This is a genomic window from Erwinia sp. JH02 (assembly GCF_013074405.1).
GTDB lineage: Bacteria > Pseudomonadota > Gammaproteobacteria > Enterobacterales > Enterobacteriaceae > Erwinia > Erwinia rhapontici.
Genome location: NZ_JABANZ010000007.1, coordinates 11697 through 37706, shown reverse-complemented (window position 1 = coordinate 37706; position 26010 = coordinate 11697). Strand labels below are relative to the sequence as shown.

Genomic DNA, 26010 nt, shown 5'->3' with positions numbered 1-26010 from the left:
CTTATTTGCCTCCCAGCATGTAGCGGAAGTAGAGCTGCGCTGTACTTTCGTTATAGTCGCCAAAGGTGTCATAGCCCAACTGACCGCCAATGGTAACGTCTTTGTTGATCTTGTAATCGGCACCCGCATGCAGGTTATAGCCGATGCCGCTTTTGCTGCCGCCGGAATATTGATCTTCTTTGCTATATCCGTCGTCAACAAGCTCTTTCAGCAATGCCTGGTAATCACTGTTATTCGGGAAATAATCGCTTTTATCCTGCGTATAGGACTGATAGCCCGCCGCGCCACCGATCTTCACGCTCAGGTCATCATAGGTCTGCGTAAACTCGACCGGGAACGACACGCTGACATAGTTCTGCGGGCTGAAGTAGCCGCCCTGGCCGTAGCTGTAATAACTGAGGTTTTTAGAGAAGTCCATCCAGCTCAAGCTAATACCGGTTTTCAGCTCGCGGTCATTAAAGTGGAACGGACGCACATAGGCACCGGCGTTCCCCACTAACGAGGTGTTGCTGGCGACGTTTTCACCGATATAGCTGTAACCGCCTGCGCCCACATAGAATCCGGCATCGCCATCATCATAACTTAACAGCGCGTTACCGCCGTTTTTGGTCACGCGGCCCCAGCTTTCACCCGTGAACTTATCCTTTACACCGACATAAGAGAGCAGGCTGTCTGTCACCGCACGGCGTTCTCCGGTCAGAACCAGTGTCAGGTAGTCAGTCAGCTTCGGTGCCCACTTCACACCACCGACCAAAGTACTGAGATCCTGGCCCAGTGGCGTACTACCGATATCGATCTTGTAGCTATCCCCTGTTAACGCCAGGTTCAGTTCTACACCGCTTTCTGTCTGCGAATCACCCGTACCGTTCCCGTCGCTGTCAACATTAGGCTTATATGAAGACGCTGCCAGATATTTTTTTAGCTGTGAGAAATTATTAATATAAGCGAGATTATCTGCTCCGGTTGAGGTCAGCGGATTAAGATCATCAAACTTAACATCTTCAAGACGGCTAATAATTTCAGCACGATTCGCATACAGTTCAGGATTGGATGCCTGGAATTCTGTCAACTGAGTCGCCGTTAATTTTTCGAAGGCACCCTGCTCGCCAAGAATTGTGGTACGCAGGTTAGAAATACCCTGCTGGATCGCACCTGTTCCTGAACGGCGATAAGCATCCCCATCAGCACTACCCGCACTCAGCGTCATTGGCGTTACGGTAAACTCAAAACGCGCATCACCCAGCGGAGAACTTGACCACACCAGCGGGGCTTTGGCTTCGGTCAGCTTACTTAAGCCGTTTTCGCCGTCACGTCCACGGATCTGCACCCCCCCTGCATCCAGGTTCCGGTATCTTTCGTCAGATCGTCCATCATGGTGTCGATCTGGTGCAGCGTCTGGTTCTGCTTGAGGGCGGCCTCTGAGCCACCGCCAACCACCGTCAGGCCGCCGCTGACACCCTCAATATCACGGTAGTCACGTGCATCCGGTGCCTGCTGCCAGGGCATGGTATTGCCATACACCGAAGGTGATTTGCGTACTGTCATGGTGGTGCGGTTGATAAACGGGTTATCTGATAACGTCAGCCCGCCAATACCGGCCGTGCTGCCCACGCTGCTGCCATCCAGGCCAATCATCTTGCCTTTCGCCGTGCGCAGGTAGCTCAGCGCCTGGTTGTGGTCGCCTTCCGCTTCGGACACTCGCGCCAGCAGCAGCAGACGTTCCGGTGAAGGTTCACCGCGCAGGCCACTGGCCAGACCGCGTGCTTTTGGCACGTCATTCAGCGCCAGGGCAGTATTGATTGCCCCTTCGCGCGCGTCCTGGGTCTCGGTGTCGCGCGTCATCAGGTAGTCGTAAACCACCGCCGCTTCTTTGTTCATTTTGCCGGACTGGTACAGACGCGCCATCGCGAACATCAGATCGGTGTTCTGTGGATCTTTCTGCAGGGCGCCAATCAGCTTGTCGTAGGCCGCAGCATACTGTTTGCGTTCGCGCAGGTTATCCACTTCATTGATCACCCCGCCGTTACGCAGACCTGCCAGCTGTTCGCTGGTGCTGCGTGACTGCAATTCCGGGTTACTGAGGAAGGCCTGCCCTTCTGCGCCCAGGCCCGCCTGGTTCAGTACCGCCACCTGTGCCGCGTAGTCACCGGCATTACCCTGCACGCCGCGCTGCATATTCGCGCGCACCAGAGCCACCGCCGTGGACATATCGCCCGCCTGCGCCAGCCCTTTCGCCAGGTTACCCACATCGGCCGGGTTCTGTGGCGGGTTCGCCGCCAGCGCTTTCAGCGTATTCGCTGCCGCCGCATTCGAGCCCTGCGCCAGATACTGTTGAGCGACGGACATCTGTTGATTGAAGTTCACACGTTGCACCAGCGCACGCATATCAGCATTCTGGCTGCGAGCAGGAATGCGGGACAGCAGGCTCTGCGCCTGTGCCCAGGCACCGCTTTCGCTGGCAAACAGCGCAGCAGCATACACTTCATTGCTGCTGGCACCGTTACGGAAGGCAGGCTGCATCACACCCGATGCGGCGGCGGTATTGCCCTGCTGCTGATAAATACGCGCCAGATCGAGGCGCAACCAGCCGTCAGCCGGGAAGCGCTGCATGCCCTGTTGCAGGATGCTGATGGCGCGCTGTGGATTACCCGCAGCCAGCGCCTGTTTCGCTTCACGACGTACCGGCTCGCTGGTCGCCACCGGACGTGGGGTCACCGCTTCGCGCACGCTGGAAGGCAGCGAGGCCAGCAGCGTGTTGGCTTCGGCGGTATTGCCCTGCTGACGCAGCACATAGAACAGCCCTTCTTTCGCCGGGCGGTTATCTGCATCACTCGCCAGCACATCACGATAGCTCTGTGCGGCCTGATCCAGTTGATTATTACGGCGCAGCACGTCAGCGCGGAACAGCTTCGCCGCTACGCCTTTCTCGCCCGCCGCCTGCGTTAACGGTTCACTCAGGCTCAGCGCCTGGGCGCTGTCGCCGGATTTCATCGCCTGCTGCGCACTGGCTAGCTGACCGTAGAAACGGGCATCTGTTGCCTGCTGCTGGCGCTGCTCGCTGTTAGTACCACCCAGCTTCGCGGCACGATCCAGGTAATCAGCCGCTTTGGCGTAATTACCGCTGCGCTGCGCCACATAGCCGAGGCCGGCCAGCGCATCCGCATCTTCCGGGTTGGTTTGCAGGACCTGGTCGAACGCGGTTTGCGCACCCGTGACGTCGCCGCTGTTCAGTGCGTTAAAGCCCTGGCCTTTCGCTGCGCCGCCCACGTTTTTACGGAAGTAGTCCATCACCGTCTTATCCTGCGGATGACGTTGCTGGTAATTTTGGTACAGCGGGGCATCCCCGGCTTGCGGACCCAGCCAGAGCAGGGCCTGACGCAGAGAGCGGTCAGCATCGGCATTGCCGCCTGCCAGCCCTTCCAGCGTTTGCAGACCTTCACGGCGGGTCGCTTCCTGATAGGTTAGCGCTTTACCGAGTGCCAGCTTCGCGCCCGTATCCTGTGGATGCTGTGCTGCAAACTGGCGCAGGTTGTCTACCGCCTGCGGCAGCATGGCGCGGTCACCGGCCATTGTCAGGTAATACTCCGCCGCCACACTGGCAGGAGGCTCGGTGCCTTTAAAGGTATTACGCCAGGTCTGTAATGCGGCGGCGGTGTTGCCGCTGCGCGCCTGCTGACGTGCCAGCGACAGCTGCGCCGCCGGAATCGTTTGCAACTGGCGTGCGTTATCCAGCTCAGACAGACGCGAATCCTGCGGAGACACCTGACTCAGGCGTGCACGCCATTTAGCCGCCGCTGCCCCGTCACCGCTCTGCTGGGACCAGAGCGCCATCAGATACAGCGCCTGGGTGTTGTTGCCGTCCACCATCAGCACTTTGTTTAACGCATCACGCGCCAGCTCATCATGGGCTTTCTGATGCCAGTAGTTCGCCTGGTCAAACAGCGCCTGAATCGCCGGGTTACTCTCTGCGGCAAACAATGGGGATGCCATCACCGACAGCGCAAGCCCGCTGCCAATCATCCAGCAATGACGAATTCTGGCGGTTAATGGGGTGAGTTTGGTTTTCATCATTCTTTTGTCTCGCCAGAGCTATTGGAATTATTATTCGGTTGCAGACGACGCCGTGCATGGCGTTTCAGCAAGACATAGACACTCAGGCCCACCACCGTTGAACAGAACAGCGCCAGCAACGACAGCAATACCGCATGCTGGTTGGCATACCACACGACCATCATGTACCACGGCATCTGCCCGCTCGGGAACTGCGCGCCAACGCGGAAGCTGCGAATACCGTTTTCATCCGTAATGATCGCCGTATCGCCACGAATACCGGCGTTAATCCGCGATGAAGTCATGTCGGTATGCAAACGGGCCAGTTGGTTATCATCCGTTGCCACCGTCATGACCACGAGGCGGCTGCTGTTCCACGGTGAGCGATAGCTGATAAAGCCACGCCAGTCTTCATTTGACGAGAAGTAACGGTCAGCATCCAGCGTCTGGCGATACCAGTCACCCGTCAGCCAGCCACGCAGGTTATCCAGTATATTCGGGACTTTAACGCCCAGCGTATGGTTATTCAGCTCATACGGTGAACTCTCCAGCATCTCGCGGTTAAAGCTGGCCTGCGACAGCGTGGATACCGAGAGAATATCGCTGTTTTCCAGACGACCGCGCAGTGTGCCGGTCGTCGGAATACCAAACATCACGCTGTTCTGACTCAGCGCCGCACCCGTTGCATTACCCGAACGCCCTGCCATATCCAGCAGCGTGCTGATTTCAGCATCGGTTGGGTTTGAGGGCAGCAGCAGCACCGTCTGCGAATAGTCAGCCAGACGCGAGAACGGGAAAGAGGCACCCACGAAGTAAGAGAGGTTCGGCAACAGCGTAAAGTGACGGGTATGACTCAGATCGATAAACGAATCATCCTCAATCCGGCTCTTAATGTTGTTATTGGTCAGCACGCTACAGGGGGCGCTGGCCTTGGGTTTGATGTTGAAATAGAGCTGCATCTGGTTGTCGCCGTAAATCAGGTACGGATCCAGTCTCAGACTGTATTTCTCCTGACGTGCATCGCCGCCAAGGCGATGCCAGATGTTCTCCAGCAGGCCCACTTTGTTCACCGTCAGGTTACGCAGGAAGGTGCCGTTTAGCGTGACGTTGAGCAGGGAACGATCTTCATCAATCCAGCTTTCTGACGGGAAGCGATAGTTCAGCTGCACCGGAATGCTGTCACCGTCCCACAGGAACAGATCTGGCGCGGCGCGGAAGTTAACGCGCAGCGCATCGTGCCAGAGGCCGGTGGTGGTCAGGTTCTGATCTTTACGCAGCAACTCGCTCAGGCGAACCGGGCGGTCGGTATTAATCCAGCGTGGCGCATCGTAAGGCTGACGAAGCGGCATACTCTGCGGAGACACGGCCAGCGTAGACTCATCCACGCTGAGGGGTTGGATCAGTCGCCAGGTCGCCTGACGCAGCTGGTCGTCGGTTTTCCCGATAATCAGCAGCAGTTTATAGACCGGGTTATCCGGGTTATTCACGATTTGCAGTGACGGACCTTCGCTGTCCGGTAACGTCAGGCTGCCAATTTTCTCGCCGGGGTGACCAAACACCACGCCGTTTTTCTCGGGCAGTTGTCCACGAATCACCGGGAAGTTGATGCCGCGATAGTCTGCCTGAATCCCCATCCAGGATGACAGGATCGCCGCTGCACTGACTTCACCTGGCGTCACATTTTCGCCGAAGATCATGGCAACGCTGGACGGACTCATCCGCAGGGGATCAATAAACGGACGTGGGAAATTACGCAGGCTGGTGCCGATGTTCAACTGCTGGCCTTCCAGCGACAGCGTGGTTTTCGGCAGGATTGTCACCTGATACAGCTGATCGCTATCGCGCTCACAGATTAACTGGTCTGCATCGTTAACTTTGAAGCTCAGGTTATTGCTCGATACCACCATCGCAGCGGGAATATCCAGCTGATAATCTTCGCTGGCACGGTCGGACGCACTCAGTGGCAAGGTGCCCAGTGGCTGACCGTTCAGCATCAGTTGCAGCGAGGTGTTACGCGCTGCCAGTGCCTGTGACACTTTCAGCGACAGGTTCAGACGCGCATTGGTGATGACTTCATCCGTCGGCAGTGTAAAGACGATGCCTGACTGCAACTGTCCGCCGGTCAGTGTAATACCCTGCGTCTGGCCCATCTGCGCCACGCTGACCGTACTGGTCAGCGGCTGGTTGAGCATCACCGTTTCTGCTGGCGCCGCATCGTCCATCACCGGGGCCGGTAACGGTGGCAGGCCCGCAGGCAGCCCCTCATTAGTCCCCGGCGGCAGTGCGGCTTCTTCGCCCGCAGGTAAGTCGCCTTCCGCAGCAGCGGCAGGCTGATCGTTTTCTTGTAACTCAGCAGACGGTGCAACAGGTTCCGCAGCCGCACCGACATCGGCCGGCGGCGGAATATCAGACAGCGCGCTGCTGTCCTGGGTCACGCTGGTCGGATCGGCCTGAACACTGCCCAGGGTAAGCGCTGTACTCAGGCACAGTGCGCGCAGTAATAAATGCTTCATGCCACACTATCCTCTTCCGCTTGTGCCAGACGTTTTTTCTTGGCACGACGGTCTTTCCACGTTAGCCAGAACAGTTCAAATACCGTACGAATAATGGTTAACAACGAACGCAGCGGATTATCTTTACGTCCTTCCGGCTGAATCCATGCATCGGCACGCGACAGCACCACACGCACCAGTTCACGGCGGCGCGACAGCGGCATTTCGTGGAATTGCAGACGGATGACGTCATCTTCAGCACCGATAAACTGCGCAGGGATGGAGATCACACCGGATTGCAGGATGACATCAATCGCTTCAATCTCATCGTTTTCATGACGCTGGTCCGGGGCCTGAATCTGCGCCCCCCCCATCGACAGGTTGATGGTGGTGGCCCGCGAAGAGATGCCGCTGGCGTAATGCACTACGACCGGCAGACTGACATCAATACGGATGGTTTTACGCACCTGCTTGGTCTCACGCGCAACGGCGATGGCGGCCATCAGAATAATCAGGCTGAAGAAAGCCCAGCCGACGTTTAGCGCAATCACGTAAGGGTCAACGCCAAAGTAATCATGGGCGGTAGCGCGGATGATGCCGCTGACCACACCCACTAGCAGCAGCAGGGCGCAGATCACATGTGGACGAACGATGTTAAAGTCGAAGAAACCGACATCCAGCAGGCCGCCTTTATCCGTCACGTTAAACTTACCGTGCTTCGGTGAAATCATGGTCAGGAAGGTCGGGATCACCAGATGGAATGCCATCACCGTTTCGTATATCTCCCCCCAGAAGGTGGCACGGAAGCGACCATTCATTCGGGAGTTAACATACAGCGACATCACCAGATGCGGCAGCACATAAGCAAAGATCAGGCTGGCTGATGAGTGAATAATGTTCAGGTTAAACAGCAGGTAGGCCAGCGGTGCCGTCAGGAAGATGACGCGCGGCAGACCAAACTGGAAGTGCAGCATGGCGTTGAGATAGCACAGACGCTGCTGCCATTTCAGACCCCGGCCCAGCAGTGGGTTATCGACGCGGAAAATCTGCGTCATGCCCCGCGCCCAGCGGGTACGCTGAACAATATGCAGGCCCAGACGTTCGGTCGCAAGACCGGCCGCCAGCGGGATTGCCAGGAAGGCAGAGCCCCAGCCCAGACGCTGCATTTTCAGCGCGGTATGCGCATCTTCGGTGACGGTTTCAACCGCAAAGCCGCCAATCTCTTCCAGCGCTGAACGGCGGATCACCGCACAGGAACCGCAAAAGAAAGTCGCGTTCCAGTTATCGTTACCCTGCTGTACCGGGCCGTAGAACAATGCGCCTTCGTTAGGAATGTCACGCGCGGCTTTGAGGTTGCGTTCAAACGGGTCTGGTGAATAGAAGTAGTGAGGCGTTTGCAGCAGCGCCAGCTTTTCATCTTTCAGGAAGGCACCCACGGTCGCCTGGAGGAAAGTACGGGTCGCGACGTGGTCACAGTCAAACACGCAGATCAGTTCACCTTTGGTGATTTTCATCGCGTGGTTGAGGTTACCGGCTTTCGCATGGCGGTTATCATCACGGGTGATGTAACCCACGCCCACATCGGCGGCAAAGCGGGCAAACTCGCTGCGCTTACCGTCATCAAGCAGATAAATTTTAATCTTATCGCGCGGGTAGTCGATGCACTGGGCGGCCAGCACGGTATCACGCACCACATCCAGGCTTTCGTTATAGCTGGGGACGTAAACATCCACGGTTGGCCACAGGCTGACATCGTCCGGCATTGGCTCAATAGTACGTTTAAGCGGCCATGAGGTTTGCAGATAACCGAGGATTAATATCAGCCAGACATAAAGTTCGGCAATAAATAACCCGATACCGAGAATGGCTTCTACTTCAGAATTAAAATGCAGCGTTTCCGTTGCGCGCCAGTAAATATAACGCGTAGACATCATTGCGGAGAGAATCACCATCACCAGCGAGATTTTTTTGCTCTTACTGATCCCTAATAAGAACAGGATCGCGATAGAGATTAAGCCGAAAATATATTGTTTCTGACTATCCATCGGCGTGATGATGATCACTGCGGCTAAGGGGGATAATATCAGCAGCAGCAGATAAAACATGACTTTATTCATAAGTCATCCTGAATACGGATTGTTATAGTTCGTGGCAGCCCCAAATAATCGGACCGCGCGTCTTCAGGCATCCCTGCCTGGCAATATTCCGGCGGTTAGCGGGACTTTAGCGGGGCGTGCATTTCACCGTCACCGACTTTGATGTCAAGCAACGCGGCAAGGCGTTTACCGATCAGCTCAATGTCAAATGCCGCGGCAGAGACCGGGCTAAAATCAAAAATAGACTGCTGGGAAGCATTGGCTTCCGCCACGCTTTCATCGCGGTTGACGACGCCCATCAGCTTGTCGCCGAGGCGTTGCTGCATGAAAGCGGTAACATCCCGGCTGATATTGCGGCGGCTATCGCTTTGATTAAGAACGAAATAATGACCATCACGGTGGTTGAGTGGGCCACCAATCATTTTCTCATTTTCAATTTGTGGTAACAGAGACAGTGAGGCCGTGTCTGCCAGCATAACCACTAAATGCATATCGGCCAGTGCGGCCATAGCTTTAAGGGCCGGACCCGGACCCGGAGGGAAATCAGCGATGATCACCAGCCCGGGATAGTTCAGGACCGTATGCAGACCACGCGCAAGAAAGTTAGAATCCTTGGTTAAATTCTCTTCGAATTCAACACGTTGCTCTTCTGTCGCCTCGCCATAAGGCAGAACAAAAATATTGCCACCCGTGGTAAGAATGGACTGACTCCAGTCAGAAGATTCGGCGGACTTCGCCACAAAACCACGGCTATCGGCCAGCGGAACACCAAAGTGCAGGCGCAGCGCATTTTGCACGTCAAAATCGATCGCCAGCACCTTACTGCCGCCACGAGCGAGGGCGTGAGCAAGGTTGGCTGCCATGGTGGTTTTACCCACACCGCCTTTAGGGGAGCAAACACAAACTAACGGCATGAGGCAATTTTCTCCAGCAAGGGATGTAACAACATATCTTTCGGAAGTGCAGCGGAGCCCGGCGCGGCTGCCGTGCTAAACAACTGTTTGTAGCTCACATTCGCCGGTGCTTCGACAGCAGGCGAATGTGCCGGCATAACGGGTTGAGCGTCAACAGCCTGCGGTACGTGAGCAGTGCCGGCCTGGAACACTGGCTGTGCCGGAACGACAGCGGCTGGCTGTGGTGCAGGCGCGGTACTGACGGCCAACTGCGCTAATAGTGAGCTACCGGATACCGCCGTTTGCTGTGCAACCGGCATGGCGCGCAGCGGAGCAGGCTCGGCTGCCGGTGCCTTAACCGTCGTGGGTTCAACCGCTTCAGCAGACGCAGCGGCAGGCTGCAACGAGGCCGAAATACTGTCGAGCAGCGAGGCGCCAACACGATCTGAAGCGCCCGGCGTGGCAGGCACAAAGGACTGAACCGGCAGCGATGATATAGCCGGCGCGTTTTCCACCGATGACGATGTAAAAGCAGCAAAATCAACCGGTTGAGGAACAGCCCGATCAATACGCTGACTGTTATCCAGCACCGACCCTGCGCCCTCATTCAGCAACTGTTTGATGATGGCCCAATTGGTGGTTGTCGAGTTCAGCGTTTGCTCAGACATATCTTTGAATTCAATGTGGTTTGTTTGCGTTTTTTCCTTAAAACGCTGCAGGTCATCATAACTGTTCATATGTCTGATCGCGCAAGGTGGATGATTTCGCGGCAATATAACATACATTTTTAAATAGTTCAGACTATTCTCATATCATAGAAGAAACACTTTTAATGAGCTAATAACCTGAAATTTAATAAAAAAATATAATTACATAAGTGATATATCAGCCGGGTGATTATTTGTCTTAATCGTCTACTTATGACATTTTGATGTGAGCTATTTCGTGAAAATGAAATACCCTGCTAACTCTTACTCTTTCATAGCGGTTCATTTACCTCTGTAATATTCTTTCCAGTACATCGTTTTTTCTCTTTTCGCGTACAGGCTACCTAACCTACTGAAAAGAAACGTCTGTTGCGCGTGTTCTGCTCATTTCTGAGCACCTGGACTTAGAATCGATACATTAGCCTGCTTTTCATACAGCATAGCAGTACTTCATGAATCTCGTATTTCTCTTAAGCATTTCATCCGGCTTATGAGTAGAGGCATCTGAAAAATAAGAAGGGAAAAGACTGGTTGGGGCGGCGGCGCCCGGTCGATAGCGGGCGGGAAATGCAAAATGGCCCTTCCGGAGAAGAGCCATTTTCAGGGTAGCCAGATAGGTCAGGCCTGACTGTTTTCGTCCTGCTCCACGGCAAAGCAGGCTACCTGTTGTGCGCCGAAGGTTTTCAACTGCGGTTGCAGCTGGACGCAGGTGCCAAACTGGCGGCGACAGCGGGCGTTAAACGCACATCCCGGCGGCGGATTCAGCGGGCTTGGCAGCTCACCGGTCAGTTTAATACGCTCACGCCGCTCATCCGGGTTGAGACGTGGCGTCGCTGACAGCAGCGCCTGAGTGTAAGGGTGGCGCGGATTGGCGAAGATCTCTTCTTTACTCCCCTTCTCCACACAGCGGCCCAGATACATCACCATCACCTCATCCGCGATATGTTCCACCACCGACAGATCGTGGGAGATAAACACGTAAGAGAGGCCGAGGTCCTGCTGCAGGTCCATCATCAGGTTCAGCACCTGCGCACGCACCGACACGTCGAGCGCTGATACCGGTTCATCGGCAATCAGCACGTCCGGGTCCAGCATCAACCCGCGTGCGATCGCAATACGCTGACGCTGGCCGCCTGAGAACATATGTGGGTAGCGATCATAATGTTCGGTTTTCAGGCCAACCTTCGCCATCATTTCCAGGGTTTTCTCCCGGCGCTCGGCGCGCGTAAAGTCCGTATTAATCAATAACGGTTCTTCGAGGATCTGACTGACCTTCTTACGCGGGTTCAAAGAACCGTACGGGTTCTGGAAAACGATCTGGATTTTCTGGCGACGAAGCTTTTGCGCCTGCGGGTCATGCTTCAGCAGATCCTGCCCCTGATAGAACAGCTGACCTTCCGTTGGCGTTTCAATCATGGTCAGCAGACGGCCGAGCGTTGATTTTCCGCAACCGGACTCCCCCACCACGGCCAGCGTTTTGCCCCGTTCCAGATCGAACGAGACCCCATCCAGCGCTTTGACCAGACGCTCCTGACCAAACAAGCCTTTTTTAACTGGATAGTGCTTTTTCAGATCGATCGCCTGCATCAGCAGCGTCGATTTATCGTGTTCAGGCTTCATAAGTGGGCCTCCCGGCATCATCCAGTGGGAAATGACATTTGGACTGACGCCCGGCAATATCACGCAGTGGCGGTTCCTCGTTGCGGCAGCGATCTTTGGCATACGGGCAACGTGGGTTCAGCAGGCAGCCATTCGGGCGATCATACTTGCCGGGTACCACCCCCGGTAACGAGGCGAGGCGCGCTTTATCCGCCGCGAACTCAGGCAGCGCACGCAGCAAGGCCTGGGTATAAGGATGGCGCGGAGCTTTAAAGATATCTACCGCCTTGCCGGTTTCCACCACCTGACCTGCGTACATCACGATAATGTGCTGCGCGGCTTCCGCCACCAGCGCCAGATCGTGCGTAATCAGGATCAGCGCCATATTCTCCTGGCGTTGCAGGTCAAGCAGCAGCTCAATGATCTGCGCCTGAATGGTCACGTCGAGCGCCGTGGTCGGCTCATCAGCAATCAGCAGCTTAGGCCGGCAGGCAATCGCCATGGCGATCATCACGCGCTGGCTCATCCCCCCCGAAAGCTGATGCGGATAAACATCAAGGCGCGACGACGGGTCAGGAATACCAACCTGGTTGAGCAGGTCGATAGCACGCTGACGACGGGTACGTTTGTTGCCGCCCTGATGCACCTTGATGGCTTCCATAATCTGGAAACCCACGGTGTAGCACGGATTGAGGCTGGTCATCGGGTCCTGGAAAATCATCGCAACGTCGGAGCCCACCAGCTGGCGGCGCTCTTTTTCCGAAATGCGTTTCAGGTCTCGCTGGTTAAACACCAGGTTGTCAGCCATCACTTTGCCGGGGTAATCAATCAGCCCCATGATCGCCAGCGAACTGACGGACTTACCGGAACCGGACTCACCGACAATACCCACCACCTGCCCCTGCTCAACCTGGTAGCTGATGCGGTCGACGGCGCGGAAAGGTGCTTTTTCGTCACCGAAATGCACCGAAAGCTTATCTACAGTTAAAAGTGCCATCTCGCTGCCTACTGTTTGAGTTTCGGGTCAAGAGCGTCGCGTAAACCATCGCCCATCAGGTTGAATGCCAGTACCGTCAGCAGAATGGCAACACCCGGGAAGGTGACCACCCACCAGGCACTTTGCGCAAACTGCAACACGTCGGAGAGCATGGTGCCCCACTCCGGTGTTGGTGGCTGCGCACCCATACCCAGGAAACCCAGCGCGGCCATATCGAGGATCGCGTTGGAAAAACCGAGAGACGCCTGCACGATCAGCGGTGCCAGGCAGTTTGGTAAAATATTGACGAACATCTGACGTACAGCTCCGGCCCCGGCCACGCGGGAGGCGGTCACATAGTCGCGCGTCACCTCCACCAGCACCGCCGCACGGGTCAGACGGATATAGTGCGGCAGAGCAACGAAGGTCAGCGCTATCGAGGCGTTAACAATCGATGGACCAAAGATCGCCACCAGCACCAGCGCCAGCAGCAGGCTTGGCAGCGCCAGCATGATATCCACCAGACGCATAATCGCCGCATCCACGGAACCGCCAACGTAGCCAGCAATCAGGCCGAAAATGACGCCGAAGATCAGCGATAATACCACCACCAGACAGCCAACCAGCAGCGAGAGACGGGCGCCGTACATCAGGCGCGACAGAACGTCACGGCCAACATCATCCGTGCCGAAAACATACTGCCAGCTGCCACCTTCTTGCCAGGCTGGCGGACGCAGTAACGCATCGCGGAACTGCTCAGCAGGCGCGTGGGGCGCCAGCACGTTGGCAAACACCGCGATAATAATCATCAGTACCACGTAAACCAGGCCAATCACTGCACCTTTATTACGCTTAAAGTAGTGCCAGAATTCCTGTAACGGGGTCATCGGCTTGGGTGCAGCGTTGACGCTGCCTGGATCCACAACAGACATGTTGGCCCCTTATTTCTTGTGACGGATGCGTGGGTTAACCACACCGTAAAGCACGTCGACCAGCAGGTTGACGAAGATAATCAGCGTGGCCACCATCAGCACCCCACCCTGAACCACCGGATAGTCGCGGCGCTGAAGTGCGTCGATTAACCAGCGCCCCAGGCCTGGCCAGGAGAAGATGGTTTCCGTCAGGATGGCACCCGCAAGCAGCGTACCGACCTGAAGACCAATCACCGTGACCACCGGCAGCATGGCGTTACGTAACGCATGCACCACAATCACCCGCATCGGCGTCAGCCCTTTGGCACGTGCAGTACGGATATAGTCTTCGCCGAGCACTTCCAGCATCGCCGAGCGCGTCATACGCACAATCACGGCCAGCGGAATGGTCCCCAGCACAATGGCGGGCAGGATCATATGCATCACAGCATCTTTGAAATCACCGGGTTCGCCCCAGATCAGGGTATCAATCAGCATAAAGCCGGTGAGCGGCATGGTGTCATCAAGAAACACCGTATCACCAATGCGCCCGGATACCGGGGTCAGATTGAGCTGCACCGAGACCAGCATGATCAGCATCATGCCCCACCAGAAGATCGGCATGGAGTAACCGGTCAGGGAGATGCCCACCGCCGTGTGGTCAAAAATGGAACCGCGTTTAACCGCAGCCAGCACGCCTACCGGGATACCGACGGCAACGGCAAACAGCATCGCGCAGATACCCAGCTCAAGCGTGGCCTTAAAGCGCGGGACGAACTCTTCCCACACCGGGACACGGCTTTTCAGTGAGATGCCGAGGTCACCATGCATCACGCCTTTGATATAGGAGAGATATTGCTGCCAGAGTGGCTGATCCAGACCGAGCTGGGCCATCAGCTGTGCATGACGTTCAGGGGAGATACCGCGCTCGCCCACCATGATCATCACCGGGTCACCGGGGATCATATGAACAAACGCGAAGGTTAACAGGGTGATACCGATAAACGTTGGGATGACAAGCCCCAAGCGTCGGAGTATGAACTGCAGCATATTCCGCATTCTCTATTAGTTCCTGCCAGCCGTAACCAACAGGATTATTATTGCTCACATCTTGCGCGCGAAAATCCTCAGGGGACATCCACCCGCGACGCAGCGAACCGCGCCTTGACGACCTTTTTGCTTCCTGGCAAGAAGGGTCAGGCATGCCTGACCCCTACAAATAATGATGTGGGACGGGTCAGTCCCGTCCCTGAACACTATTCCTGGATATCAACCTGAGCGAAGTAATGCCCGCCTAACGGATCAACAACATAGCCTGACACTTTCTTACTCACTGGCTCGTAGACCGTAGAGTGCGCGACAATCAGCGCTGGTGCCTGGTCATGCATCACAACCTGAGCCTGTTTGTACAGCTCGATACGTTTGTTGTGGTCGTCGGTGGCACGTGCTGGCTGGATCTGATCTTCAAACGGCTTGTAGCACCAGCGTGAATAGTTCGAGCCATCTTTCGCGGCTGCACAGCTGAACAGGGTGGCGAAGAAGTTATCCGGGTCCCCATTGTCGCCGGTCCAGCCCATCATGACGGTCTGGTGTTCACCGGCTTTAGCACGCTTCAGATACTCGCCCCACTCGTAGGTGACAATCTTGGCTTTCACACCAATTTTCGCCCAGTCGCTCTGAATCATTTCAGCCATACGACGTGCGTTCGGGTTGTACGGACGCTGTACTGGCATCGCCCACAGATCGATAGCGAAGCCGTCTGCCATACCGGCATCTTTCAGCAAGGCTTTAGCTTTGACCGGATCGTACGGATAGTCCTGAACGGCATCGTTGTAGCCCCACATGGTCGGTGGGATCAGGTTTTTCGCTTCCTGGCCCGCCCCCTGGTAGACCGCTTCGATGATCGCTTTCTTGTTCACTGCCATGGTCAGCGCCTGACGAACTTTCAGGTTATCCAGTGGCTTTTTCTCAACGTTAAACGACAGATAACCGACGTTCAGACCTGGCTGCTCCAGCAGGTTGATGTTTTTATCCTGCTTCATGCGTGCAATATCAGCCGGGTTCGGGTACGGCATCACCTGACATTCGCCTTTCTGCATTTTGGCGTAACGTACGGAAGCGTCTGGAGTGATGGAGAACACCAGGCGATCAATTTTCGGTTTAGTACCCCAGTATTCCGGGTTGGCTTTGTACAGAATGCGCGAATCTTTCTGGTACTGCTGTAACTGGAACGGACCCGTACCGACCGGGTTAAGGTCCAGTTTTTCCGGCGTACCGGCTTTCATCATATTGTCAGCGTATTCAGCCGACAGAATGGAGGCAAAATCCATGCCCAGGTCGGCCAGGAACGGCGACTCAGGACGGGTCAGCTCGAAACGTACAGTAGAGTCATCCACTTTCACGATTTTGCTGATCAGGTTCGGCATGTCCATGCCTTCGAAGTATTCGTAGCTGCCGCCAGACACGCCGTGATACTTGTTATTTTTATCCAGCTGACGTTCAAAGGTGAATACCACGTCATCGGCATTAAAGTCGCGCGTCGGTTTAAAGTCTTTGGTGGTCTGCCACTTCACGCCTTTACGCAGGTGGAAGGTGTAGGTTTTACCGTCAGCACTCACATCCCATTTTTCTGCCAGCGCAGGATGTAATTCGGTGGTACCAATGGTGAATTCCACCAAACGGTTATAGATCTGACGCGAGCTGGCGTCATAGGTGGTGCCAGAGGTGAATAACTGCGGGTTAAAACCTTCAGGCGAACCTTCAGAACAATACACCAGGGTCTTCGCCTGAACACCTGTAGCCATTAACAACGCGATCGCGCTGAGACCGACTTTCAGCATCCCGGATTTAGCCAGGGAAATACTCATGCTTATGCTCCAATAGTGATGTGATGTTGTTGTGTGCATACCCGACTTACTGTTTTTGGCAGAAAGAGGAGTAGTTACGCCGGCCGATAATTTTTTTGAGTGGCCTGTGCGTGGTGCCTTGCGGCATCAGTCAATCTGACGGGATGTGGAGACGTTCTGACGATGCAGAAACTATCAGAAAAATCCCCTTACCTTTTGTACTGAGGCTTCAATTTGTCAATTGTTTCAGGGAACGTCAATACAAGCGTAGGGTATTTACTCAGAGTGTGAGAAACAGCAAGCAAATATAAAAAAAACAATTTAATAACATTTGTAGCGTAAAACGTTATTACGTGTGATGACTACCACATTAAACCCTGGGTTAATGGCAGAACTACAGAACATCACGCCGAAAAAAAACCCACAAAATAATCCACAAACAACCAATTTCCACCCGATAAAATGGTCTATATGGCTAACTTATAGATAAAAATGCTGCAACGCTAAGATAAGAAACAGGCAACAAGTCACATTCGGTCATAAGAAAAACGCGTTGCGAATTAAGTGGCAATACAGGCGGGATAAGGATTTATGCGGTTTTATGGGAATTGATTTGCAAAAAAGGGGGGCTGTTCAGAGGTTGAGCGGCAGCAGATTATTCGGTTGGATGATGGCAAACGTAGGGCGAGGCATGCCTCGCCCAGGTCAGGGTCAGGCATGCCTGACCCCTACGTTTGTTTATGGTTTAGCACACCAGTTGTTGGCCGGATTTATTCCACCATCGGGAGAAGTATAGCCGAGGCATCCCATGATGGTGTCAAACAGCTCCACATGGCGGTGCGTCTTGCCCGCTTTCTGCTCAGCCTGCAGGCGCTCAAACGCGCTCTTATTGGCCGGGTCTGCCAGATATTTATCCGACGCCCAGACAATCATCGGCACACGGAACTGCTCCGGCGGCGCCATATTGCGTGGCGTACCGTGCAGGTGCATGTTTTCGCTGATGGACTCACCATGATCGGCGGCGTAAAACACAATCGCTTTCTTATCACGCAGCTGGTCAAACACGCTGTCCAGCATCGTATCAACATACAGAATGGAGTTATCGTAAGCGTTAATCAGCATCGCTTTACTGCAGGTATCATCCACGCCCATGCACTCCGGCTGGTAGCGAGCGAATTCACGCGGATAGCGCTGAGAGTAAAGATAGTGAGAGCCTTTAGTATGCAGGATCACCAGGTGCTTACCTTTCGGGTGGTCGTCAATCGACGATTTCAGCTCCGGGATCAGCAGCATATCGTCCACGGATTTCCCCTGGTTACGCTTCTCTGAGCCAATCTGTTCGCGGAAGGCATAGCTGTCAGCATTGGTGTTGTTGTAGAACCACACCTCACTCTGCATGGCGTACAGATCCGAACTGAAGCCCAGCGATTTCAACACCGAAAAGACATTTTGCTCTTTCAGCGTGCGTCCCGGGTTATCCATCGTTCCCCCTTCACGCACAAACATGCAGCGCAGGGAGAGTTTCGTGGAGGTATCACAGGACTCGCCGCGGAACGCCACCAGGTTCTTCTCTTTTGACAGCTTTGGCGTGTTGTCACGCTCATAGCCCAGCAGCCCCATATGATCCCAGCGGGTGGTTTCACCAATCACGAACACGACATAGGTATCATCCAGCCCTTCAGGCGCCTTATAGGTAAAGTTTTTTGCCGGATCGAACAGATCATCGCTGTCCATTTTTTCGTCATAGCTGGTGTAGGCAAACAGCCCGACCGCTGTGAGCCAGTTGGACGGCAGGTAAGAGTGCGCCACCACCCCGCCATAGCTCGGCAGGTCAACGTTGGTCAGCTTCTCATTGGCACTCTGCACCTTATCGAAATAGCGAATAGGGCCCCAGGTCAGCAGCAGCGCCAGCAGCAGCGTCAGTAATGGCTTGATGCGCTGGCCGGGCGTTTTAAGCTGCTCCAGCAGCGTCATGCGCAGGCTGCTCCACCAGATCAACGCCAGCGGGATCAGACTGACCAGTACCATCCACAGGACAAAGTGATAACCCACCACTTCTTTAGACAGGTCGGTATCGGTGGTCATCACGGAAGCGACAATGCCGTAGCCAATAACGACATTAAAGAAAGCCATGTAGTAGCTGGCTGAGACAGAGATCAGCACCAGCAGGCTGGCGGTAACGCGCCAGAACATTTTTCCACCCAGCGATAGCAGACGTAACAGGAAGAAGGTCAGCAGGATCGCCGCCATCCCTTCTGCCAGTGCTGAAAGCCATTGCATCATTTCAAACTTAGCGAGGAAGGGATCAAATCGACGATAAAATACCGGAAGATTTAAAAACAACCCGATGTAGACAGCCAGCAACAGCGACAACTTTTGCTGGGTAAACAATTTAATAGAATTCATTCGACCTTAATCCTGGCGTAACCTAAACAATTGCTAACACGATCTGAACGCTAATCAGACCCTGGTACGGCGTCAGAGTTCGGACGCAATACCGATAAACCTTAAGGCCGTCCATAACCAGAGGAATCTGATGATAAATGAGGGGTAACAATCCTTCGCAGGGGGCGTAGTTAAACACACTCAGCAGGGTTAGTCTGTGAGGATATGTAATTTCGGCATTTTACGTATCATTGAGAGGAAGGTGCGGAATCGTGCCGCGAACGGTATGCAAGAGTGTGGGATCAGATACAGCAGGAATGACGATAACCGGGGCGACAGCCCCGGTCAGACGGCTTAGTTGATAATATTCAACGTCACGTCAATATTGCCCTGGGTGGCATTGGAGTAAGGGCAGACGATATGGGCGGCATCGACCAGCTTTTTCGCCTCAGCACTGTCCATGCCCGGCAGATGAATGTTGAGGGTCGCTTCAATGCCAAAGCCCGTCGGCAATGGACCAATACCCACTTCCCCTTCAACAAACGCCTCTTTTGGCATAGCGAACTTGTCACGCCCCGCCACAAACTTCATCGCTCCGAGGAAGCAGGCAGAGTAACCCGCCGCGAACAGCTGCTCAGGGTTAGTGACATTGCCACCTGCGCCGCCCATCTCTTTCGGCAGGCCCAGCTGGATATCCAGCACGCCATCGGAAGAAGTAGCGCGGCCTTCACGGCCACCGGTGGCTTTTGCTTTTGCACGGTATACAACTTTTTCTAACGACATGGTGTGTTTCCTTTTTTAGTTTTCACGCGATTAAATCGCACACTATTTATATTAATAAAGCTTTTTGACTCAAAGAACAAGGGCAGATTAGCCGTTCAGATTATTGCGCAGAATTTCCAGTTCGCCTTTTAGCGACTGTAATTTTTCCATCTCACAGGACGTAGCACCGATCACTGATTCAGGGATAGCCCGCGCCTGCTGGCGTAGTTCATGTCCTTTATCCGTCAACGTCACCACCACCTGACGTTCATCTTTACGCGAACGCAGACGGTGCAGCAGCCCGGCAGTTTCCAGACGTTTCAGCAGCGGTGTCAGGGTTGCAGAGTCAAGGAACAGCCGCTCACCGATCTCCGACACCGTGACGTCATCCCGCTCCCACAGCACCATCATCACCAGATACTGGGGATAGGTGATATCCAGCGGGGCCAGCAGCTGCCGGTAGATCTTATGCAGCGCCAGGTTAGCGGAGTAGATCGCGAAGCACAGCTGCCGGTCGAGCAACAGTGGCGCATCCGCCGCTTTTTTGTCATCTTTATCTGTAGTCATGAAAAATAATATAGATAGCGCACTATACAATTGCAAGCGACTTTACAGGCAGGGAGAAAAACGATGCAAACTCTGGAAGAACGGGCGCAGCGCTACGCCAGCAAAGCCCATGCCGCAGCAGATCAACGCCGAAAATACACCGATGAGCCTTATATCGTGCATCCCGCTGCGGTGGTCGAACTGGTGCGTAGCGTCAGTGACGATGAAGAGATGCTGGCTGCGGCCTGGCTGCACGATACTGTTGAAGACACCAGCAGTACGCTGGAGGATATCCGCACCCATTTCGGCGAGCGGGTGAGATCGCTGGTTGAAATGCTGACCAACCAGGGTGCCGTTGCCGGACAAAACCGCACCGCACGTAAGCTGGCCCATTTTCGCCATACTCAACAGGCCTCTGCTGACGCGCAGACCATCAAGCTGGCGGATATTATCGATAATACCCGCTCAATTATTCATTTTGATCCGCATTTTGCCCGAGTCTATCTGATTGAAAAACGGGTGCAAATCCGTCTGCTGACCGCAGGGCATGCCACCCTGCACCAGATGGCCGATCAGGTTATCGAACAGGGGATTGCGCAGCTTGGACAACCTCCCCATAACGTTCCCGCCAGCTGGTTTGAACAGCAGGAGAAAAAATACCATCCATAACAATTAGTTGAATTAAAAAAATGCAAATTACATGTCATTATGTGCTCTATATAAGACAACCGCATAAAATGACCAGTTCTGTTATGGAACATCCCTATCATTGCCCCCCAATATTGACCGGGGGGTAACATGTCGACTGATTTATCGATTATAAAAAATAAGATATTCACATTTTTAGGCGCTGCTTTGTTTCTTGGCATGATGATGGGGTTGCTCTTTGCTGATGTCGTCTGGATGAATAATGCCGTCCATGAAACCTCATTGACTGAAATGGCGCAGGAAATCATGCTGGCAGTCACTGCCTGCCTGTTTTTTCATCGCGCCTGGCGTTCTCCGGCGCAGCGGCCGGTGATGATTCTGGTGGCCGGGTTCTTCAGTTGCATGCTCATTCGTGAGCTGGATTTTTTGTTTGATACGATCAGACACGGCTGTTGGTTCTGGTTTGCCCTTGCGGTGACCCTGGCCTGCGTGGCAGTCGCGCTGCGTAACCCACGTAGCATCATCCCGGGTCTTGCCGCCTTTGTGAGCCAACCGGCATGGGGCCTGTTGTCTGCCGGGATACTGACAATTCTGGTCTTCTCACGGCTGTTCGGTATGCACGAACTCTGGGAACATCTGATGCTGGATGGCTATAACCGCACGGTGAAAAACATGGCGGAAGAAGGCAGTGAACTGCTGGGGTATTCACTTTGCCTGTTTGCGACTTTCGGCTACTTATGTCAGGAAAAACGCCGCGTCTGAACCTGTCGTCCCGTCAGTGTCCTGCTGACGGGACGCTACTGCGGCGTCCCCCTGCCCGGCGTCAGCGATCCCCGTCTTCTAAGCGTCATCCTGCGTTAATAAAAAGTTCATCCAGTCCCGCTAGCTTAGGCCCACTTCTTATTGCAAAGACGCACAGCTGGCATGAGTTATCTCTCTCTTCACCATATTCACAAAGCCTGGGGCACCAAAACCGCGCTGAACGACATCAGCTTTGAGGTGGCAGAGGGTGATTTTATCGCGCTGCTCGGGCCTTCCGGCTGTGGCAAATCAACCATGCTACGCACCATTGCCGGGCTGGAATCGGCCGACAGTGGCGCGATCTATTTCCAGCAGTCCGATGTGACAGCATTGCCGCCTTCACAGCGCAAACTGTCGATGGTGTTCCAGTCTTACGCGCTGTTCCCGCATCTGAATGTGCGGGAAAATCTGCTGTTCGGGCTGCGCGCCCGGGGTGAAGATAAGCGTCATTTTCCCTCACGTCTGGCCGATGTCAGCCGCCTGATGGAGCTGGAACCGCTGCTCGACCGTCTGCCGTCCCAGCTTTCCGGCGGGCAGCAGCAGCGCGTGGCGCTGGGCCGTGCCGTGATCGCCAACAATAAACTGTGCCTGATGGATGAGCCGCTTTCCAACCTCGATGCCAAACTGCGCCAGAGCATGCGCCGCGAGATCCGCGCCATTCAGAAAAAGCTCGGCCTGACGATGCTTTACGTGACCCACGATCAGACCGAAGCAATGAGCATGGCCGATAAAATTATTCTGCTGAATGACGGCAACATCGAACAGCACGACACCCCGGATAACCTCTACAACAACCCGGCCACGGTATTTGCTGCGCAATTTATCGGAGCCCCGCCGATGAACATCATCCCGCTGCGCCGTGAAGGCAACCATCACTACCTGGGCGAGATGCCGATCCCGGTGGTGCAGTACGGCGTTGAAGCCGGATTGAGCCTCGGATTGCGCGCCGAGGATATTCAACTGACCTCAGCCGAACACGCCGCTCTGACTGCCCGTGTGCTCAGCTACGAATACATGGGCGCAGACACGTTGCTGGTCTGCCAAATCGCCGCCTGTCAGGAGCCAATCACCGTCAAAGTGGCCGGCATGAGGCGCTTTAGCGAGCACAGCCCGGTCGGGCTGCAATGGTCTGCGAGCAAACACTATTTCTTTGTCAGCGCCAGCGGCAAACGCTGTTACGGCGCGGAACAGAACGTTTTACCGTCAGAACAAAAATATGCTGTTTAACCACTCTTTTATCGCTCAAGGGAAAACCATGTCTCCAGTTCTCCGTTTCTCACGCCTGACGTCTGTCCTGTTACTTTGTGCTGCCTCATCTGCTTTCGCGGCCGACCCTGTAAAACTTCAGATGTATTACCCGATTGCCGTGGGGGGCAAAATCAGCCACACCGTCGATACGCTGGTCGCTGACTTTGAAAAACTGCACCCGGATGTCAGCATTCAGCCTGTTTATACCGGTGACTATGCCACGACAGTGACCAAAGCCCTGACAGCGTTTCGCGGCGGCAATGCGCCACAGCTGGCCGTGATTGGGGATATCGAAGCCTATTCGTTGATCGACGCCGGTGCGATTACCGCGGCCAGCGACCTGGCGAATGATGCCGATGGCAAAAAGTGGATTGAAGGATTCTACCCGGCATTCCTGCGCCATATCGAAGGCAAGGTGTGGGGCATCCCGTTCCAGCGTTCCACCGTAGTGATGTACTGGAACAAACAGGCGTTTGAGAAAGCCGGTCTGGACGGCGAAACCCCACCCGCTAACTGGCAGCAGGTGGTCGACTTCGGTAAAAAACTGGTGGTGAAAGACGACAAAGGCGTCAGCCAGTGGGGCATTGAGATCCCGTCCACGCCGAACGGCTACTGGAACTTCCAGGGTCTGGCGGCCACCAACGGCAGCCGCCTGGATAACGGCAAAGGCACAGCCGTGGCCTTTAATACCCCGGCCAACGTCGAAACCTTGCAGTGGCTGACCAACCTTGGGCAGAAAGAGGGCGTGTCGCCGAAAGGCGCAATTGCCTGGAGCACCACACCTCAGGACTTTATCAGCGGCAAAACCGCCATGATGGTGACCACCACCGGTAACCTGACCACCGTGCGTGACAACGCCAAATTCCCGTTCGGCGTCGCCATGCTGCCGGAGAAAACCCAGCGCGGCAGCCCGACCGGCGGCGGTAACCTCTACGTGTTCAAAAATGCCACTCCTGAGCAGCAAAAAGCCGCGATGACATTTATTCGCTGGGTATCAGCACCTGAGCAGGCCGCTCGCTGGAGTATCGCCACCGGCTACGTGGCAACCTCACCTGCCGCATGGGACACCACGGTGATGCAGGATTACGTCAAACAGGTGCCACAGGCGCTGGTCGCGCGTGAGCAGCTGAAATATTCACAACCGGAACTCTCGACCTACAACAGCGTGCAGATTCAGGATGCCCTGAACCATGCGGTTGAAGCCGCCGTCACTCAGGAGAAAACCCCTGAGCAGGCGCTGGAGTCGGCTCAGAAGCAGGCTGACCGCTTGCTGAAACCTTACCAGTAACGGACACCTATGCGCTCTCTTCACACTCTGGCACCGGCTGCCCGCAATCGGGGTCTGTCAATGCAGATTTATGGCTACCTGCTGCTGTTACCGGCACTGGGGTTTCTGCTGACGTTTACCCATTATCCGGCGGTGGCCACGATGTGGGAGAGCCTGTTCTCTGCGGCGCGCAACGGGCATCCGGCCCGGTTCGTCGGGCTGGATAATTACGCCGCACTGCTGGATGACGACATTTTTATGCTGTCGCTGCGTAATAACCTGCTGTATGCCGCGGTCACGATCCCGCTGGCGGTGGGGCTGGCCCTGCTGATGGCGCTGGCGGTGAATCGCCGCCTGCGCGGCAGCGCGCTGACTCGCGCCGCTTTTTTTATTCCTTCACTGCTGCCGATGATTGCCATCGCCAACCTGTGGCTGTTTTTCTACACGCCCCAGCTCGGCCTGCTCAACCAGCTACTGGCGCTGTTTTCGCTGCCGCCCGTCAACTGGCTGGGGGACCCCGACAGTGCGCTCTGGAGCCTGATGGCCGTTTCCGTCTGGCGTGAGGCCGGGTTCTTTATGATTTTCTATCTGGCGGCATTGCAGCAGATAGACCCGCGGCTGAGTGAGGCGGCAGACATTGAAGGCGCCTCACGCCGCTATTTCTTCCGCCGCGTGCAGTGGCCATTACTGATGCCCACTACGCTGTTTATTTTGATCAATGCCTCGATGAACGCGTTCCGCATTGTCGACCAGGTGATCGCCATGACCAACGGTGGACCGAATAACAGCAGCAGTCTGCTGCTCTATTACATCTACCGTACCGCTTTCAGCTTCTGGGATTTACCGGCCGCTTCCGCCATGACCGTGGTGTTGCTGGTGATCCTCGGCGCGATTGCTTTAATCAAATTCCACCTGCTGGATAAGCGAGCGCATTACCAATGAGCCTGACCATGACGCTTCCCGCACGGTCGTTTTCGCTGGGCCGTCTGTGCCTGAATCTGGCGATCTGGCTGGCCGCCCTGCTGTGGTTTCTACCGATTCTGGTGGCCGTTTGGGTTGCCATTCATCCTGCATCGGATCAGGGCACCTTTGTGCTGTTCTCCCCGCTGACATTGCAGAACTTTATCGATGCCTGGCACGCCGCACCGTTCGCCCGCTATTTCCTCAACACTACGCTGCTGGTGCTGATGATTGTGATCTGCCAGCTGGTGCTGGCGACAATGGCTGCCTATGCGCTGGTCCGTTTTCGCCTCAAGTTCTCCGGTCTGCTGTTTGCCCTGATCCTGCTACAGCTGATGATCAGCCCCGACGTGCTGATCCTCAACAATTACAAAACCGTGGGCGCGCTGGGGCTGCGCGACACACTGTGGGGCATTGCACTGCCCTATCTTGCTTCGGCCTTTGCTATTTTCCTGCTGCGTCAGACGTTTAAAAGTATTCCTCTGGTGCTGGAAGAAGCGGCGATCGTTGAAGGTGCCAGCCGCTGGACCATTCTGCGCCGTATTTATGTGCCGCTGGCCAAACCGGTGTATATCGCGTTTGCGCTGGTGTCGATCAGCTTCCACTGGAACGATTTCCTCTGGCCGCTGGTGATCACCGACTCGGTCAACGTGCGGCCCATTACCGTCGGTTTGCAGCTGTTTTCCGCCCCGGAACAAGGGGTACAGTGGGCGCTGGTCGGGGCCGCAACGCTGATGACGTCATTGCCGTTGCTGGTGCTGTTCCTGATTTTCCAGCGTCAGTTTGTTCAGTCGTTTATGCGTGCCGGCATCCGCTAACGGAG

The 26010-nt window shown here is 55.1% G+C and carries 18 protein-coding genes and 1 pseudogene; 6 read left to right on the top strand and 13 right to left on the bottom strand.

Going from position 1 to position 26010, the window contains the following annotated elements; translation table 11 throughout:
- Position 1: 1 nt before the first annotated feature.
- From HHI26_RS17840 to HHI26_RS17780, 13 genes and pseudogenes are all read right to left on the bottom strand, one after another.
- Positions 2-4068, bottom strand: a pseudogene (locus HHI26_RS17840) (cellulose synthase subunit BcsC-related outer membrane protein).
- The gene (bcsB, locus tag HHI26_RS17835) at positions 4068-6563 is read right to left on the bottom strand and encodes a cellulose biosynthesis cyclic di-GMP-binding regulatory protein BcsB (protein WP_133844612.1); all 2496 of its coding nucleotides are present in this window, start codon (positions 6561-6563) and stop codon (positions 4068-4070) included. Before bcsB ends, HHI26_RS17840 begins: the two are co-directional and overlap by 1 nt.
- Positions 6560-8659: a UDP-forming cellulose synthase catalytic subunit gene (bcsA, locus tag HHI26_RS17830; protein WP_133844614.1), complete on the bottom strand. Its 2100-nt coding sequence runs from the start codon at positions 8657-8659 to the stop codon at positions 6560-6562. Before bcsA ends, bcsB begins: the two co-directional genes overlap by 4 nt.
- Positions 8660-8754: 95 nt before the next feature.
- Positions 8755-9552, bottom strand: coding sequence for a cellulose biosynthesis protein BcsQ (gene bcsQ / locus HHI26_RS17825; protein ID WP_133844616.1), 798 nt, complete (start codon positions 9550-9552; stop codon positions 8755-8757).
- The gene (gene bcsO / locus HHI26_RS17820; protein ID WP_133844618.1) at positions 9543-10268 is read right to left on the bottom strand and encodes a cellulose biosynthesis protein BcsO; all 726 of its coding nucleotides are present in this window, start codon (positions 10266-10268) and stop codon (positions 9543-9545) included. The genes bcsQ and bcsO overlap by 10 nt, the downstream gene beginning before the upstream one ends.
- Positions 10269-10856: 588 nt before the next feature.
- Positions 10857-11858 carry a dipeptide ABC transporter ATP-binding subunit DppF gene (gene dppF, locus HHI26_RS17815; protein ID WP_159338348.1) on the bottom strand — a complete coding sequence of 334 codons (1002 nt, stop codon included), beginning with the start codon at positions 11856-11858 and terminating at the stop codon, positions 10857-10859.
- The gene (dppD, locus tag HHI26_RS17810) at positions 11848-12834 is read right to left on the bottom strand and encodes a dipeptide ABC transporter ATP-binding protein (protein ID WP_167864184.1); all 987 of its coding nucleotides are present in this window, start codon (positions 12832-12834) and stop codon (positions 11848-11850) included. The genes dppF and dppD overlap by 11 nt, the downstream gene beginning before the upstream one ends.
- Positions 12835-12842: 8 nt before the next feature.
- On the bottom strand, positions 12843-13745 hold the full coding sequence (gene dppC / locus HHI26_RS17805) for a dipeptide ABC transporter permease DppC (protein ID WP_133844624.1): 903 nt from the start codon (positions 13743-13745) through the stop codon (positions 12843-12845).
- A gap of 9 nt (positions 13746-13754) precedes the next feature.
- Positions 13755-14774: a dipeptide ABC transporter permease DppB gene (dppB, locus tag HHI26_RS17800; protein ID WP_133844626.1), complete on the bottom strand. Its 1020-nt coding sequence runs from the start codon at positions 14772-14774 to the stop codon at positions 13755-13757.
- Between the two features lie 206 nt (positions 14775-14980).
- Positions 14981-16591 carry a dipeptide ABC transporter periplasmic-binding protein DppA gene (gene dppA / locus HHI26_RS17795; protein ID WP_133844628.1) on the bottom strand — a complete coding sequence of 537 codons (1611 nt, stop codon included), beginning with the start codon at positions 16589-16591 and terminating at the stop codon, positions 14981-14983.
- Positions 16592-17308: 717 nt separating this feature from the next.
- The gene (gene eptB / locus HHI26_RS17790; protein ID WP_133844630.1) at positions 17309-18976 is read right to left on the bottom strand and encodes a kdo(2)-lipid A phosphoethanolamine 7''-transferase; all 1668 of its coding nucleotides are present in this window, start codon (positions 18974-18976) and stop codon (positions 17309-17311) included.
- Between the two features lie 333 nt (positions 18977-19309).
- Positions 19310-19738, bottom strand: a complete 429-nt coding sequence (locus HHI26_RS17785; protein WP_133844632.1) for an organic hydroperoxide resistance protein — start codon at positions 19736-19738, stop codon at positions 19310-19312.
- Between the two features lie 87 nt (positions 19739-19825).
- Positions 19826-20284 (bottom strand): MarR family transcriptional regulator, encoded by a 459-nt coding sequence (locus HHI26_RS17780; RefSeq protein WP_133844634.1) that lies wholly within the window; start codon positions 20282-20284, stop codon positions 19826-19828.
- A 63-nt stretch (positions 20285-20347) separates the two neighbouring features.
- Between HHI26_RS17780 and HHI26_RS17775 the strand changes: the two genes are divergently transcribed.
- The 6 genes from HHI26_RS17775 to HHI26_RS17750 all read left to right on the top strand — a co-directional run bounded on the left by HHI26_RS17775 (position 20348) and on the right by HHI26_RS17750 (position 26005).
- A complete protein-coding gene (locus tag HHI26_RS17775) occupies positions 20348-20932 on the top strand; it encodes an HD domain-containing protein (protein ID WP_133844637.1) in 585 nt (194 codons plus the stop codon).
- Positions 20933-21061: 129 nt separating this feature from the next.
- The gene (locus HHI26_RS17770; RefSeq protein WP_171149451.1) at positions 21062-21673 is read left to right on the top strand and encodes a hypothetical protein; all 612 of its coding nucleotides are present in this window, start codon (positions 21062-21064) and stop codon (positions 21671-21673) included.
- 162 nt (positions 21674-21835) lie between these two features.
- Positions 21836-22939 (top strand): ABC transporter ATP-binding protein, encoded by a 1104-nt coding sequence (locus tag HHI26_RS17765; RefSeq protein WP_171149450.1) that lies wholly within the window; start codon positions 21836-21838, stop codon positions 22937-22939.
- Between the two features lie 28 nt (positions 22940-22967).
- Complete coding sequence (locus HHI26_RS17760; protein ID WP_159338343.1) at positions 22968-24248, top strand: ABC transporter substrate-binding protein; 1281 nt, start codon at positions 22968-22970, stop codon at positions 24246-24248.
- A gap of 9 nt (positions 24249-24257) precedes the next feature.
- Positions 24258-25169: a sugar ABC transporter permease gene (locus HHI26_RS17755; protein ID WP_133844645.1), complete on the top strand. Its 912-nt coding sequence runs from the start codon at positions 24258-24260 to the stop codon at positions 25167-25169.
- A complete protein-coding gene (locus tag HHI26_RS17750; protein ID WP_133844647.1) occupies positions 25166-26005 on the top strand; it encodes a carbohydrate ABC transporter permease in 840 nt (279 codons plus the stop codon). The genes HHI26_RS17755 and HHI26_RS17750 overlap by 4 nt, the downstream gene beginning before the upstream one ends.
- The last annotated feature ends 5 nt before the right edge of the window (positions 26006-26010 follow it).